Genomic DNA, 16,438 nt, shown 5'->3' on the forward strand with positions numbered 1-16,438 from the left:
TACTAACTTGACTTTGATTTAGATATACTATTAACTTTATACCGAAAACACAGGGGTGCATGATTTTTTTCGAATCATGCTGAGAGGATTTTCCAACCCTTTGAACCTGATCTAGTTAGCACTAGTGTAGGAAGTGTAGTTTGGTTGTATTTGCTATAGTTGTGATTCTATTACTGTATCAATTATACCTTTAATTTCATCTGCCTATACTAGTTTGAATTGAAAATAGGAGATGAAATGACTAACTCTAGAAATCAAGATATTCAAACTAATACAGAAAACTCAACAATAACGATTAAATATCCAAATTCGGAAAAATGTTATGTTGAATGTCTTAGTACAGCACTAAAAGTTCCTTTTAGAAAAATTGCTCAAACAAATACAAATATCGAAGGTAATATCAGTACAAATCCAGATGTTTTTGTCTATGATTCATCTGGAGAGTATTCTTCAGGTAACGCGGTTGATATAGAAAAGGGCTTGTCTAGACATAGATTAAGTTGGCTCAAAAAAAATGAAGATATACAAGGTTTGGGATGTTTCTCATCAAACTATACCAATGCTCAATTTAAAGAAGATAAATTAAATTTTAGAAATAGGCATGTACCTATCAAAGCAAAATATGGTAAAAATGTTTCGCAAATGCATTATGCAAGAAAAGGTATTATAACTCCAGAAATGTATTATGTTGCAATTAGAGAAAATATTCTAAGAGCTAATTTTCATTTAAATGCTGAGTATACAAATCAACATCAGGGTGTATCATTTGGAGCAAATATTCAAAGAGAAATCACTCCTGAGTTTGTAAGAGACGAAGTTGCTGCGGGTAGAGCTATTATTCCGGCTAATATTAATCATCCAGAATTAGAACCGATGATAATCGGTAGAAATTTCTTGGTTAAAGTTAATGCTAATATTGGGACATCGGCAGTTACATCTTCTACACTAGAAGAAGTTGAAAAAATGGTTATAGCAGTAAAGTGGGGAGCAGATACTGTTATGGATCTTTCTACAGGTAAGCATATTCATCAGACAAGAGAATGGATTATTAGAAATAGTCCCGTACCTATAGGCACAGTTCCTCTTTATCAGGCTTTAGAAAAAGTAAATGGTAAAGCTGAGGATTTAACTTGGGAGATCTATAAAGATACCTTAATTGAACAAGCTGAACAAGGCGTTAGTTATTTTACAATTCATGCTGGAGTTAGAAAAGCCTTTGTTACATTGGCAGCAAATAGAATTACAGGGATTGTTTCGCGCGGTGGATCAATAATGGCTAAGTGGTGCTTACATCATAATCAGGAAAATTTTCTTTATACTCATTTTGAGGAAATTTGTGAAATTATGAAAGCTTATGATATTAGTTTTTCACTTGGTGATGGGTTAAGACCAGGATCTATAAATGATGCTAATGATAGTGCACAATTGTCAGAATTAAGAACTCTGGGGGAGTTAACTAAAATAGCGTGGAAGCATGATGTACAGGTTATGATAGAGGGACCTGGCCATGTTCCAATGCAATTAATTAAAGAAAACATGGATTATGAGTTAAAAGACTGTTTTGAAGCACCTTTCTATACACTAGGTCCATTAGTTACAGATATTGCTCCTGGATATGATCATATTACATCAGCAATTGGGGCTGCTCAAATTGCTTGGTATGGTACTGCTATGTTATGTTATGTAACTCCAAAAGAGCATCTTGGCCTTCCTAATAAAGAAGATGTAAGAGAGGGAATTGTTACTTATAAGCTAGCAGCGCATGCTGCAGATTTAGCAAAAGGCTTTCCTGGCGCTCAAATAAGAGATAACGCTCTATCAAAAGCAAGATTTGAATTTAGATGGGAAGATCAGTTTAATTTAGGTTTGGATCCTAATAAAGCAAGATATTTTCATGATCAAACATTACCCAAAGAGGGACATAAATTTGCTCATTTTTGTTCTATGTGTGGGCCTAGCTTTTGTTCTATGAAGCTTTCTCAAGATCTTAAGAAAATAGAATCTAAACATGAGTAAAGTCTCAATCCTAGGATCAGGGCTTATGGGTAGAGTTTTAGCACTTTATCTAGTTAAACGATATCCTAATTTAAAGATCGATATCTATACCGATAGTCTGAATTATAAGACAAGCTGTGGCTATTGTGCTGGAGGTATGCTTGCTCCAGTAACTGAGCTAATAAGTTGCCAAAAGCATGTGTATAAGCTGGGATTTAATAGCTACGATCTTTGGTATGAATTAAATGTGTTTGTTAATGAAGGTCTAGGTATGGATGATAGCTTTGTAAAAAAGATTAATACCTGTGTTGTTGCACATAATCAAGATAAATATGAGTTGGATTTAGCTATTAGAAATATAGATTTAAGACTAAAAAACTTAGATACAAAGCCTTTTATAGATATATGTTCTATAGAAAAGGTACATATCCTTAATAAAGGGCTGTCTTTATCAAACTCTCTTTGTGAAAAAGCTCTAATAGCGGATGAAGCATTAATTGATGTTCCAAAATTCTTTGTATTAACACAAGAGTTATTTCTTAACCTCGAAAATATAAAAATTATTGAAACTACTAAAGAACAATTCTATCGAGAGTGTTTTGATAAAGAGTATGAGCATATATTTGATTGTACAGGTATCTCAAGTGTTGATGATATCAAATTGTATGGTGTAAGAGGGGAGTCGATTATTTTAGAAAATAAAAGTATTAAGTTGGATTCTGTTATTAGGCTTTTACACCCGAGACACGCTATTTATTTGATTCCTAGAGAAAATGGTGTTTTTTATCTTGGTGCAACAAGTATTGATAGTGGTGATTATTCTAAGATCTCTGTACAGAGTGCATTAGAGTTGCTAAGTATGTTAGTTACGCTAGATAAGCGTTTTTTAGAAGCAAGGATATTGAAAACTTTAACTAATGTGCGTCCGATGAGTATCGATGATAAGCCAATTATAAGTACTAAAGGGAATATAACATATCTAAATGGTTTATCACGACATGGATACTTGTTTTCACCAATGGTTGCACAAACTGTTATAAAGAATAATTATGATTTTGGAGGCTGAATATGCGTATTTTGTTTAATGAAAAAGAGCTAAATTTTGATAATAGTATAACAGTTACAGATTTATTAAAGAGCCAAAAATTTGAATACCCTTGTTTTGCTGTAATGCTTAATAATAGCTTTATAGCAAAAAGACGTTATTCTGAAGTTTTTCTTAATAATAATGATGTGGTTGTTACTGTTCAACCAATGCAAGGAGGATAGGTTATGCTTGAGTTGTATGGAGAGCAATTTAACTCAAGATTTATATTAGGAACAGCCTTGTATCCTAGTATTGAAATTATGCTTGAAGCTATAGATAAGTCAGAAGCAGATCTTCTGACCGTATCCTTAAAAAGGTCTGCAAAAAATGTGAATGTTAAAAATCAATTTTGGGAGGAGTTAAAAAGTACAGGGTGTAAGTTTTTACCGAATACTGCTGGTTGTAGAAACTCTCAAGAGGCAATAGAAATAGCAGAAATTTCACGCGAAATATTTGCCACTAATTTTATTAAAGTTGAAGTTATAGGAGATGACTATAATTTACAGCCTGATTCTGTCGAGCTAATAGACGCATGTGAGAAGTTAGTAAAAAGAGGGTTTAATGTTTTACCTTATACTATAGATGACTTAGTAATTGCTAAAAAATTAATTGACGTTGGTTGTGAGGTCTTAATGCCTTGGGCAGCGCCAATTGGTAGTGGTAAAGGATTGGTAAATCCATACGCTTTGAAAGTTCTAAGAGAACGATTTGATAAGATTAAACTAATTGTTGATGCAGGTATTGGCGTGCCTTCACAAGCATGTGAAATTATGCAGATGGGCTATGATGGTGTATTACTAAACAGTGCTGTAGCATTAGCTGGAAATCCCGCTAGTATGGCTAATGCTTTTAAATTAGCAATATATGCAGGAAGAGAAGCTTTTAAAGCGAAAAGGATGATTGAAAGAGAAATTGCTGTTCCATCAACTAATTTAGTAGATACGCCATTTTGGCACCAGTACTAAGAGATAGTGTTATGCGTGATATATTTTTGACCATAGGTGGCTCAGACAGTTCATCAGGAGCGGGTATTCAAGCGGATATCAAAACTGCTAATAACATAGGTGTTCATACTTGTACAATTATAAGCTGTGTTACTGCACAAAACTCAACCAATATCTTGAATATTGAAAAGGTTTCTAAAAGTATTTTCAAAGAACAAATACAAGCAATAAGTAAAGAGTTTAAGATTAAAGTCATCAAAACTTCAGTACTATCATCTACTGAGCAGATTGATATTGTTGTAGACTTGTTGAATGATTTAAAAGATGTGTTCTACATTTGTGACCCAGTGATGGTGAGTACCACAGGCTATAGCTTGGTTGATTATAGGGTTGTAGAATATTCTAAGCAAAAGCTTTATCCATTAGCTAATATTTTAGTACCAAATCTTGATGAAGCTAAGATGCTTCTTGATGAGTATGATTCTCCTAATGTCGAAATTGCTAAAGCAATACAAGAAAAATACAACTGTAAAAGTGTACTTTTGAAAGGGGGGCATGATTCTGATAAAAATATATCTTTGGACTGCTATTATACTCCTGAAGTTAACTATACATTAACATCAAAAAGATATAAGCTAGATGAAAAAGTAAGAGGAACAGGTTGCACTTTTGCAAGTGCTATTGCTAGTTTTTTAACTTTAGGGTTTGATGTCAATAATTCTATTATTCTAGCTAAGTCATATATTTCTAACGCTATTAAAAGCAGCCAAAAAATAGCATCGCATGGATTCTTCATTGTAGATTCTAAATATATAAATAAACAAGGATTATTTCCTAAAGTAAGTGTGCATGGTAAAGATCTAAGTATAAAATTTAGATCAATTAATAAAACTGGCTTTTACCCGATAGTCGACAGTGCTGATAAGATACCTAGTTTAGCTAAATTAGGGGTTAAAACTATACAGCTTAGAATTAAATCAAATGATAGTGAGTATATACAAAAGCATATTGTAGAAGCTGTAGAGTATCAAAACAAATATGGTCTGCAACTATTTATAAATGACTACTATGAATTAGCAATTAAACATAAAGCTTTTGGTGTACATCTTGGGCATGAGGATTTATTAAGTATAGATAGGCAAACTTTATTAAAAATTAAAAATACAGATATAGCATTAGGCCTAAGTACACATGATTATTATGAGTTAGCAATAGCTTTGGGAGTTAATCCTAGTTATATAGCTTTAGGTCCTATATATACGACAAATACTAAAAAAATGAAATTTGCACCACAAGGTATCAATAAGATTCATGAGTGGTTAAATATCACTAATACGCGATTGGTTACAATTGGAGGTATAAAGAAGAGGCATATTCAGTCTATAGCGAATATAGGAGTCGATGGTATAGCTGTAGTCACTCTAATAGATGAGATATCTAATTATGAAATACAAAATATAATAAAGTTATTGGAGAAGTAGATGATTTATCATCATAAAATATCAGAATCTGAACTTGAATATTATAAGCGACAAATTATTCTTGATGGTTTTGGTATTGATGCTCAAAAAAAATTAAAAAAGTTTAAAGTGTTGCTTATAGGTGTGGGTGGAGTGGGCTCACCTGTAGCCACTTACCTAACTGGTTTGGGTCTTGGAGAATTGAGTATAGTTGATGATGACTCGGTTTCAATATCAAATTTACATAGGCAGGTTTTATTTGATATTGATTACTTAGGGGAAAGTAAAGCAGTCATAGCTAAAAATAGGTTGCAAAAGCTTAATCCGTATATAAGTATAACTGCAATTACACAAAGGTTAACTAATCATAACTATACTAAACTAGATATGGAGAAGTATGATTTAATAATAGATACAAGTGATAACTATTTAACTAAAATACTAAGTAATAAAATTTCATTAGAATATTCTATACCCTTATTATCAGGAGGAGTTTTAGGGTTGGACTTTCAAGCAGGAATATTTAATATTAGCCATAGTTCGGCATGTTTAAATTGTTTATATCCTGATCTGGATAAAGTAGAGCACAAGAGTACTTTAGGAGTTATTGGCATAGTAGCTGGTCAGGCAGGCTTAACTCTGGCGAACTTAGCAATCAATTTTTTATTAAAAAAACAAGACTATCAGAGTTCTACTTTATATAGATATAACGCAACATCAATGCAACTAAATAAATTTGATTTGTCCAAAGACATTGATTGTAACCTATGTTAGTAATTTGTATTTTTTATAGATTTAAATTCTTCTAAATAAAGCTAAAAAAATGTATGATTTGCTAAACTCGATTATTAAAGTGAGTATTGTAAATGTACGATAAAGACAGTAGAAATGTTATTTTATTAGCTGGAATTGGTGCAATTCTTGAGTTTTATGATTTTGTTTTATATATGATTTTTTCTAAAGAAATCTCAGCAACTTTTTTTGCTCAAATTACAAATCCTACTATCAAGGCATTCTTGACAGTATTAATATTCTCCATAGCATACCTTGTTAGACCGTTTGCAGGAACGATATTAGGGATTGTTGGTGATTTGATAGGGCGAAGACGTCTACTATTATTTACAATATTATTAATGGGAAGTTGTTCATTGTGTATGGGATTGATGCCTGGATATGCTCAGTGGGGACTATATGCGAGCTTTGTGTTTGTGTTATTACGTATTTTGCAAGGTATTGCTTTGGGTGGAGAGTTGCCTGGGGCTTATGTTATTGTATATGAATCAGTTAAAGGTAAAATAGGTTTTGCCACCGCTATATTATTTACGTTTGTAACAGGTGGGTTTTTATTTTCTGACTTTGTAGGTTTTGCTCTTGAGTATATATTTGGTGATTTTGCATGGAGAGCAGGATTCATTATTGGGGGGCTATTAGGATTTGTCGGTTATTATGTGCGTCGCAATCTTCATGAAACACCTGAATTCGAGAATATTGATAAACAAAAAAGACACTCTTTTGGCTCTTTAGTTTCAACTTATGGACCAAATTTGTTCGCTGGGATATGTATAGTAATCATAGTAGCTTTTGGCGGCGTAATGTTGACTCTGTATATACATAAATTTGTTGAAGATATTTTAACTGGATATAATTCTGGTCAAATCTCGTTGATTCTAACACCAAGTGTTTTAACACTTACTTGTTTTACTTTTATTTTTGGTTTTTTATCAGATAAAGTTGGCATTGCAAAAATGTTTATAGCTGGTGCTGGACTTATTGTGATTTGTGCTTTACCAGTATTTTATTTGATGAGTTGTATTGGTAATGTATCGGCAATTGTTTTAGCATCTATAGTTATTATGTTGTGTTATGCATTAGTTGCGGCTACCTTTATATTTTTACTTTGTGATTTGTTTCCGACAGATGTTAGATTATCTGGAGTAGGTCTTAGCTATAATCTTGCTTTTGCTATAGTTGGAGGAATCGCTCCTTTAGTGAGTACAACAATAATTACAATGACAGCATATAATTTTCTAGGTCCATCTATTGTTGGCATTGTTTGTGGTATAGTTGGATTATTAGGAGTGTATGTTTACTCAAAAAGAGGTGGCTATCATAAAAACAACAAAGATATGATAGTTAAATTGTAAGTGGTTCTAGTGATGAAAGAAGATTTCAAAGTAGTATTAATTGCTGGCACAGGCGCAGTTTTAGAGGTTTATGACTTTTTATTATATGTATTATTTTCGGCACAAATTGTAAATACATTTTTTGCTGGGATTGATGATTCATTAATTAAAAGTTTCATCACAATTGCTATATTTTCTCTAACATATATTGTTAGGCCTTTAGGAGCTGTTACTTTAGGAATCTTGGGTGATCGATATGGTAGGAAGAAAATATTTACATTTACAATAATTCTTATGGGAATATCTTCATTACTAATGGGGATTATGCCTTCTTATGCTACTTTTGGGGTGTTTGCAAGTATAGCTTTTGTAATGTTTAGGATATTACAGGGATTTGCTTTAAGCGGAGAGTTGCCTGCAGCGTATGTGATTGTTTATGAAACAAGTACAAAGAATATAGGATTTAAACTAAGTATTTTATTTGCATTTGTTTTATCAGGGTTTTTATTTGCAACAACAGTATGTCTGATTCTTGAATATTTATTTGATGATTATGCTTGGAGAATTGGTTTTGTATTAGGTGGTTTCTTGGCTATATTCGGCTATTACGCAAGATTAAGATTAACAGAAACACCACTGTTTAGGAAAATTGCAAGTAGAGATAAAAAGAGTATTATTACTCTTTTTAAACAAAACTATATAAACATATTTATTGGTTTTTGTTTCGCAATGTTATTTGCTTTAGGTGCAATAATTTTGCTTCAGTATTCTAATTTTTATATTGCAAAATTATTAAATACTAGTAACACAAGTTTAATAATGATTCCAGTACAGATAATAGTTTTGATATCTGTGATAGTATTTGGCTATATATCTGATAAAGTTGGACTTAGTAAAATGTATATTGTTGGTTGTTTAATTTTATTGATAACCATTCCTGTAATATTCTATTTGATGTCAGATACTTTTAGTGTTTTTATGGGCATGATTTTTTTAATTATTTGCTATTCAGTTGGTGCATCGACAACATTATTTTTCTTGTGTGATATTTTTCCAACAGAGTTTAGATTATCAGGTGTTGCCTTGAGCTATAGTTTAAATTCAGCCTTTGTTGGCGGTGTTTGTCCTATAGTTGCTGCAACGATAATAACAAAAACAGGCACTATTTGGCTTGGTCCTACTATTATTTGTATGATTTGTTTGATATTTGCTTTGTTTGCAATTTTTTTATATAAGAAATTAGGAATAAGTTTTTATAAAAAATCATCAAAAATAATATGATCTGAAAAGTTAGTGATATTTAATTTTTGATAATAGCTGTCAAAAACTGATAAAAGCAATAATATTCACCTATGTTATAATTTATTAAATTTAAGTATCTTGTAAATTTAATTATGAAAAATGCAGTTCTTGCTTTTTTGGGATTCTTTTTACTACAAAGTTCTCAAGCATATATTGTAAAAATTGTTAAAGACAATCATGTTTCTCAGCCTGGTTATATTGCAACTATTAAAGAAAAAAATACTCAGACAGCAAGTGTAAATAAGGATGGAACAGAGTTATTTTCAGTCTTTAGGCCATACGGTAGTTACTGTCTTAATATTACAAAATTAGCTGCTTCGATAAATAATGCAAATTCATTTACTAGTTGCTTCGATAATCAATATATTGTAGGTAACAAAGTCAAAAAAATAATCCTAACAGATAATGGAAAAGCTTTTTATACATTATCTGATAGTGCAATCCTTGGATATACTATAAATAAGAATAAGAACATTGTTGGTCCAAAGTTTTATACTCAGAAATATCCGCAACAGATTATAGATGCCAAATTAGTAGATAAAGAAAAGTATTTTTATCTTGTGACAGCTAGCTACACAAATGAAAGTGGTAAGCTTTTTGTTTATGAAGTTAATCCTGTAGGGACTTTAAAGAAAATCAAAATAATACCACTGAGTTTTAAACCTAAGAAAATTATATTTGATGATAGCAATGATGTATATATTCAGAGTGATAAAAGTATCTATAGCTATAATCTTATGTCGGATGGTAAGAGCAAAAAGCAAGAAGAGATAATTACTATACCCTCTGGTGAAATAATCGATTTTTCAGTATTAAATGAAAATAGTACTGAAAGTAAAGTGATATTAGCGACACAAGATAATGAGTCAGGAGAGCAAGGTATAGTTGAGGTATATAAAGTTTTCAACGGTTCTTCAAGATTGCTATACCAGGAGAAATATGATGATATACCTCAAGCAATAGCATCATATATAGATAAGGGAAGTAGCCATGGGAAGGTATTAATAGCTTTTGACCATAAATATATAGTGGCTAACCTTAATAATACATATTTTGAAGATGTTGATGAGTATAAAATAGACGGTAGCTTTTTGAGATTGTTGCAACATGATAATCTTGTTGAAGCTATCTTTTCTGGATCTGTGATAACTTATGATTTAAGACAAAATAGTTTACTCAGTGAGTTGTTCTTAAAGGATATTAATGAGAATAGTTCGTTTATATCCAAAGATTTCATAGGCTTTGGAGATGAGAATAATATTAATATTTCTCAAATATAGTTGTCTAAATAGAGCTAAATGATCATATCTATGTATCTATATATGCTCTACTTACTTTACTATCAAATATTCTATTATGGTATCCAAGAATGAAAAATATATTCGTTACTTTTGTGATTTTGTTTTTTTCACAATTCTCTGAAGCGTATTATGTAAAAATTGCTAAAGATAATCATATAGTTCAACCTGGATATATCACAACTCTAGCTGAGCCAAATATACAAGCAACAGCTATTACTAGTGATAGCACAAAACTATTCTCAATATTTAGACCAAGTGATAATTATTGTCTCAGTGTTACAAAGGTTTCATATTCAATTAATAATACTGGCTCAACAACAAGCTGTTTTGGTAATCAATATGTTGTTGGCAATAAAGTTAATAAAATAATTTTGGATAATTTCGGAAAAACTTTTTATATATTATCAAATTATAATATAGTTGCTTACAACATTTCTCCTATTACAGATCGAATAAAAGGACAAATTTTTAGAAAGCGATTTATACAAAAAATTGTAAATGCTAAATTAGTAGATGAAGGAAAATATTTATATTTGTTAACTGCAAGTGACAAAAGTCAAAAAGGTAAATTAATAATTTATAGAGTTAATACAGATGGATCATTAGATGAGCTTAATATCACCGTATTGAGGTATAAGCCTAAAAAAATAGTGTTTAACAGTATTGAAAGTGTATATATACAAAGTAATAAAAGCATTTATTTTTATAGTTTTTTAAGAAATGGAAAAGTGATTAAAAATGAAAAAATAATAACTATACCTTCTGGAGAAATATCTGATTTTTCTGTAATAACTGAAAGCTCTACTGAAAGCAAAGTTTTGCTAGTTGGTCATTCTGGTAGTGAAGGTTTAGAAATAGGTTTTGTTAATACATATGATTTTTCAAGTGGTATGGTGAGACAAACAAATAATAGAGTTTATAAAGATTTACCTCTGAAAATAGTCACATACAAAGATAAGTTCAGTGTACAGAGTAAAGTTTTAGTAGCTTTTAAATCTAAGCTTATTAATGGCACTGATGAAAGCGTAAAGTTGTTGGGTGATGAATATAAGGTTAATGGGAATTTTGTAGGTTTGTTGCAAAACAATAGTCTTGTTGCTGTGGTATATTCAAGCTCGGTAGTCGTTTATGATTTAAAAGAGGGTTATTTATTATCAAACTTATTTCTAAATGAGACTTCTGATAGTAGTTTATTTCTATCAAATAATTTCATAGGTGTTGGTAGTCAAAGCAATATTAATATTTTTCAATTATAAGGAGATATTGTTTTATAGAAACTAGGTAGTCTTTATACTACAAGTGCGCGAAAATTAGTTAAACTTTAATGTATTGTTTATACAAAAGTAATTTTTTTGTATACAAAAATAAGTATTTATTATACTATGAATTTGTTAGATTATTTTATTTGGAGGTTTCTCATATATGTCTAATGATAGTATTTTTTCAGGTTACGCTCCTTATTCTGGAGTATATGATGAAATTTTTTCTAATGAAGGTCATGTGCGTAGTGATGTTTCTCAGGCAATTAAAACTATAGATGAGTTAAGTGTAGAATCTTTATACGAAAAGCAGAAATTTGTAGATGCTTCTTTTCTAAAAAATGGAATTACTTTTACGGTTTATAGTGATACTCAAGGTACAGAAAAGATCTTTCCATTTGATTTAATTCCCAGAATAATCTCTGAAAAAGAGTGGTCTGAGCTTGAGAAAGGATTAAAACAACGTCTTAAAGCACTAAATGCTTTTTTGAATGACATATATGACGAGCAAAAAATATTAGAAGATGGTGTGATACCAAGAGAGCTTGTAGAATCATCAGAAGAGTATCTACCCGAGATGAGAGGCGTGAAGCCTCCACATGGTGTATATTGCCATATTGCAGGACTTGATCTTATAAAAGATGAAAGTGGTTTTATGGTATTAGAAGATAATGTAAGAACTCCATCTGGTGTTTCTTATGTATTAGAAAATCGTAATTCTCTAATGAAAGTACTTCCTGAGGCATTTGCAAATGCTAATATCAAAAAAGTAGTGGATTATCCAACTGAATTGAGAAAAGCACTATCTAGTATTTCTCCGGTTGTAGACGGTAAAAAAGGTTTAAGTGTAGTTTTAACGCCAGGACAATATAATTCAGCATACTTTGAACATAGCTATCTTGCACGTAAAATGGGATGTAAGCTAGTACAAGGTTCAGATCTTTTTGTACATAATAATCATGTATATCTCAAAACTACTAAAGGACCTAAGCTTGTAACTGTAATTTATAGAAGAATAGATGATAAGTTTTTAGATCCGGAATTCTTTAATCCTGAAAGTATGCTTGGAGTACCTGGCATAATAGAGGCATATAAGGCTGGTAATGTAGTTTTAGCAAATGCTGTAGGTAATGGTATTGCTGATGACAAAGCAATATACCCGTATGTTCACAAAATGATTGAATATTATCTTAACGAAAAGCCAATATTAGCCCAAGTTAAAACATATTTTTGTAGTGAAGAAGATGATAGAAATTACGTTTTGAGTAATCTTGATAAATTAGTTGTAAAAGAAGCTAATGGTTCTGGAGGCTACGGGATGCTTATTGGACCACAGGCTAGTGCAGAGGAGTTACAAGAGTTTGCTACTAAAATAAAAGAAAAGCCGAGAGCATATATAGCTCAACCATTAGTAGAGTTATCTACAAGTCCTACATTTATCGATGGTAAGGTATTGCCAAGAAGGGTGGATTTGAGAGCGTTTTTAGTTACTGGTAAAGATACATGGATACTACCAGGAGGGCTTGCAAGAGTAGCTCTTAAAGAAGGATCATATGTTGTGAATTCTAGTCAAGGTGGTGGTTCGAAAGATACATGGGTTTTAGGGAGAGATAAGAAATGATGATATCTCGTACAGCAGAAAATTGTTTTTGGTTAAGTAGAAATATTGAAAGAGTTCAGATGTTAACTAATGCTATTGAAGTGGCATATAACGTCGAACTTGAGATATATGGTGATGCTGAAGATATTTGGTATCCCTTAGTAGTGGTATTAGGCGGTAAAGAGGCATTTATTAAAAAATATGGTTACAGTGCAAAGTCTAACGCAAGAAAGATACAAGAGTTTTTGATTTGGGATAAAGAAAATCCATCTTCGATATATTCATCATTATCTTCTGCACGTGAAAATGCTCGGATAATTAGAGATCTGATAGCTGCAGATATGTGGGAAGAGATTAATGAGCTGTGGTTGTGGATTAATTCAGCTGAAACTCATAGATTTTCTGTAGTAAATCTAGATGAATTCTGTAAAAAAATCATTAAGTTTTGTTTCTTGTGGATAGGTTTTTATCATAACTTTATTCTAAGGAATGATACTTATAACTTTATGAAGTTAGGTATGCTTATTGAGAGAGTTGACTTTACATTGAGGCTAGGCGACATACATCATCATAGACATATAAGTCTCGCGTCAAAGAATGAAACTACAGATGAATCACAGTATTGGCAGGAGATGTTGTTAAATACAATGTCAAAAGACGCATTTATGCGTAAAGCAGATTTTGACGTTAACAGAAAAGATGTAGCGGAGTTCTTGTTGAAATCAGATGATTATCCTAGAACAGTTACTTTTTGTTTAAATGATTGTCTTGCTGTGTTAAAAAGGATGTCATATCATTCGACAGGTATAGGTATGCAATCTAGAACAAAAGTAGAGGAAATTATAAAATACTTTGAAAGTAATGCTACTGAGTCATTGCTAGAAAAAAATCATGAATTTATTACATATCTGATAAACTCAATGGCACAACTTACAACTATTATTTCAAAAGAATTCTTTATATCTGATGTAGATTTCTACGTAGCAATGTTAGAAGGGTAGAAATAAAAAGGAAAAATATTTAATGTTTAGTAATATCTTGGCTATATCTTCAGATTGCCCAATATCTCCACGAATTAACTTTTTAGCAGATGATACCGCAACCTTACAAGAATTTATGTGGGGTATAGGATGGTATCATAATAATCATAATGCTGTATCGATTATGAAAGATAATCATGTTGAAAATGTAGAAGCTTTACGTGCTTTGTTTGACAACAATCCAAACTTTTGTTCTAGCACTTTTATTGGACATATTTATAGTCATAGTTTGTTTGACAAAACTGATTTAAATCTTCAGCCATTTATGAAACCTCATGCAGGTAAAGAGTGGACTATTGTTCATAATGGTGATTTAAATAGGATGTATCAAAATACGTTATGCCTTAACTTTTCTGACTATGAACCTGTCGGTAAAACTGATTCAGAATATATATTATGCTGGATTCTTTCTCAACTTAGAAAAAAAAATATTAGAGAGCTAAATGACGATAATCTATTTTATGTTTATGACTTATTGAAGCAGATAAATGAGGTTGGTCAAGTAAACTTGGTTCTTTCTAATGGTGATATAACAGTAGTTTATCAAGATAAGGAGGATTTTAATCCAATTTATTATAAAAAGTTCTACCCACCGACAAATAGTAATAATTTAGATATTGGTTATGTGAATGTAGCAACAGGCTTGTATGGAGATGAGCTTAGAACTTATACAATATTTTCAAATAATACAAACGTTGACGGTACATGGAGAAAATTATTGCCAGGTCAAATGGTAGCTGTTTCTCATGGTCGTGTTGTATGGAATAGTGATAAAAGTAGTAGTAATTATGGAGGGCATACATACCAGCCTGAGCGATTAAATGTTCCTGTTGAGAATAAAGTTTTTGAAAGCTCAGAAAGAGTTTTAGACATTATTCATACTACAAAATACAGTTATGAGTTTCCAGTGAATTTGAGTAAACATGATATTCGTATGAAACCAATTGTAGATGCAAAACAGCGTATACTCAATTATGATCTTAAAATATCAGTTGCTTGCGAGAAAGAAGAATATACTGATGTTTTTGGTAATGACGTTGTGTTTCTCAAAACTAAAGAGTCTTATAAAGAATTTACAATAGAAATGAAGACAAAAATTGCTGTGAGTAATGATCATAGTGTGCGTAAAAGATCTATAAATTCTCGTACAACTATGCCAATTTCATGGATGCCGTGGCAGAGGCAGATGATGACTCCATATCTATTGTCTGTAGAGCTGCCACAAACTCAACTTGAAGAGTTAATGGATTATGCTGTATCTTTTGTCAAAAGGAATGATAGTGATATTATGGCAGTACTAGATGACATTAATAAAACAATCTATTACGAATATAAATACGTCTCAGGTTCTACTAACTTTGCCACAACTGCTTATGATGTATATATTACTAGGCAAGGTGTTTGTCAAGACTTCTCAAATCTGTTTATCTGTTTGGCAAGGCTTTTAGGTATACCTGCTCGATATCGATCAGGATATATATTTAATGGTGGTCACTATAATAATACTGAGATGAGTGACGCTACGCACGCATGGGTGGAGGTATATATACCGTGGATTGGCTGGATAGGATATGACCCTACAAATGGTTGTGAAGTTAATAGTGATCATGTACGTATTGCATGTGGTAGAACATATATTGATGCTACGCCGACAGCAGGAACAATTTACCGAGGAGGAGGTGGAGAGTCTTTGTCGATAAACGTTAAAGTTTTTGATGTAACTAGCACGTTATAAAATTTTGTCTAAAGGAGTGACTTGTGATAGATATTAAAGTCGCACTCTACAGCTAATAGATGGTATGTATTAGGGAATAAGCTTTTAAATGGCTCTATAGAGTGGTGTATGTACCCACATTTGGTGTACCATCTTTTCAAAACCTCTTTGTTTTGATTAATATAGTGTTTAGGGGTAAGTAGTTCAAGTTGCATTATTTTAAAGCCATTATTCTTTGCCCAATTTTCTGCAGCATTCACAAGCTTAGTGCCAACGCCAAGCCTCCTATGGTTAAAGGCAGTAGCAAGCATTCCAAGTTCAGCTATATTATCTGAGAGTCTTGTGACTTTTACAGAGCCGATCATCTGATTATTATTTGTTGCGATAATTATCTGATTATTATTAATTAGAGTCTTTAATTCATTAAAAGTTGTTCTTTTTGCAGAATCTATCCATAGATCTCCTTCAGCACTCCTATAGGCATCATTAATAATTTTGACAAGAGTATTTATTTCCTCTGTAGTTATATTATTTATACTTGCAAAGCCTATTTTTGTTTTATTCATAGTTATTACTAACTTCATTATTTTTTATAAAATATTTTGCTTAATAT

At 31.5% G+C, this 16,438-nt stretch carries 14 protein-coding genes and 1 riboswitch; of the genes, 13 read left to right on the forward strand and 1 reads right to left on the reverse strand.

The genetic code is table 11. The features are described 5' to 3' along the window. Positions 1-41 precede the first annotated feature (41 nt). Positions 42-150, forward strand: a riboswitch (TPP riboswitch). Between the two features lie 87 nt (positions 151-237). From thiC to FQ699_RS08915, 13 genes are all read left to right on the forward strand, one after another. Continuing rightward, positions 238-2,016, forward strand: coding sequence for a phosphomethylpyrimidine synthase ThiC (gene thiC, locus FQ699_RS08855; protein ID WP_146422004.1), 1,779 nt, complete (start codon positions 238-240; stop codon positions 2,014-2,016). Beyond that, complete coding sequence (locus tag FQ699_RS08860) at positions 2,009-3,061, forward strand: FAD-dependent oxidoreductase (RefSeq protein ID WP_146422005.1); 1,053 nt, start codon at positions 2,009-2,011, stop codon at positions 3,059-3,061. Before thiC ends, FQ699_RS08860 begins: the two co-directional genes overlap by 8 nt. 2 nt (positions 3,062-3,063) lie before the next feature. Beyond that, entirely contained in the window at positions 3,064-3,264 is a 201-nt protein-coding gene (thiS, locus tag FQ699_RS08865) for a sulfur carrier protein ThiS (RefSeq protein ID WP_146422006.1), read from the forward strand. A gap of 3 nt (positions 3,265-3,267) precedes the next feature. Further along, a complete protein-coding gene (locus FQ699_RS08870) occupies positions 3,268-4,047 on the forward strand; it encodes a thiazole synthase (RefSeq protein WP_146422007.1) in 780 nt (259 codons plus the stop codon). A gap of 11 nt (positions 4,048-4,058) precedes the next feature. Then, a complete protein-coding gene (gene thiD, locus FQ699_RS08875; RefSeq protein ID WP_146422008.1) occupies positions 4,059-5,507 on the forward strand; it encodes a bifunctional hydroxymethylpyrimidine kinase/phosphomethylpyrimidine kinase in 1,449 nt (482 codons plus the stop codon). Beyond that, a complete protein-coding gene (locus FQ699_RS08880) occupies positions 5,508-6,260 on the forward strand; it encodes a HesA/MoeB/ThiF family protein (RefSeq protein WP_146422009.1) in 753 nt (250 codons plus the stop codon). It begins immediately after the preceding gene. A gap of 92 nt (positions 6,261-6,352) precedes the next feature. Beyond that, the gene (locus tag FQ699_RS08885) at positions 6,353-7,630 is read left to right on the forward strand and encodes an MFS transporter (protein WP_146422010.1); all 1,278 of its coding nucleotides are present in this window, start codon (positions 6,353-6,355) and stop codon (positions 7,628-7,630) included. Between the two features lie 12 nt (positions 7,631-7,642). Continuing rightward, entirely contained in the window at positions 7,643-8,890 is a 1,248-nt protein-coding gene (locus FQ699_RS08890) for an MFS transporter (protein ID WP_146422011.1), read from the forward strand. A 113-nt stretch (positions 8,891-9,003) separates the two neighbouring features. After that, positions 9,004-10,191: a hypothetical protein gene (locus FQ699_RS08895; RefSeq protein WP_146422012.1), complete on the forward strand. Its 1,188-nt coding sequence runs from the start codon at positions 9,004-9,006 to the stop codon at positions 10,189-10,191. An 89-nt stretch (positions 10,192-10,280) separates the two neighbouring features. Then, positions 10,281-11,468: a hypothetical protein gene (locus tag FQ699_RS08900; RefSeq protein WP_146422013.1), complete on the forward strand. Its 1,188-nt coding sequence runs from the start codon at positions 10,281-10,283 to the stop codon at positions 11,466-11,468. A 166-nt stretch (positions 11,469-11,634) separates the two neighbouring features. Beyond that, a complete protein-coding gene (locus tag FQ699_RS08905) occupies positions 11,635-13,092 on the forward strand; it encodes a circularly permuted type 2 ATP-grasp protein (RefSeq protein WP_146422014.1) in 1,458 nt (485 codons plus the stop codon). Further along, a complete protein-coding gene (locus tag FQ699_RS08910; RefSeq protein WP_146422123.1) occupies positions 13,092-14,072 on the forward strand; it encodes an alpha-E domain-containing protein in 981 nt (326 codons plus the stop codon). The genes FQ699_RS08905 and FQ699_RS08910 overlap by 1 nt, the downstream gene beginning before the upstream one ends. 22 nt (positions 14,073-14,094) lie before the next feature. Further along, positions 14,095-15,846, forward strand: coding sequence for a class II glutamine amidotransferase (locus FQ699_RS08915; protein WP_146422015.1), 1,752 nt, complete (start codon positions 14,095-14,097; stop codon positions 15,844-15,846). Positions 15,847-15,854: 8 nt separating this feature from the next. On the opposite strand, the gene FQ699_RS08920 is transcribed toward FQ699_RS08915, so the two are convergent. Beyond that, positions 15,855-16,391 carry a GNAT family N-acetyltransferase gene (locus FQ699_RS08920; protein ID WP_146422016.1) on the reverse strand — a complete coding sequence of 179 codons (537 nt, stop codon included), beginning with the start codon at positions 16,389-16,391 and terminating at the stop codon, positions 15,855-15,857. Positions 16,392-16,438 lie beyond the last annotated feature (47 nt).

It is taken from the genome of Francisella salimarina (genome assembly GCF_007923265.1).
In the GTDB taxonomy this organism is placed as follows: Bacteria; Pseudomonadota; Gammaproteobacteria; order Francisellales; family Francisellaceae; genus Francisella; species Francisella salimarina.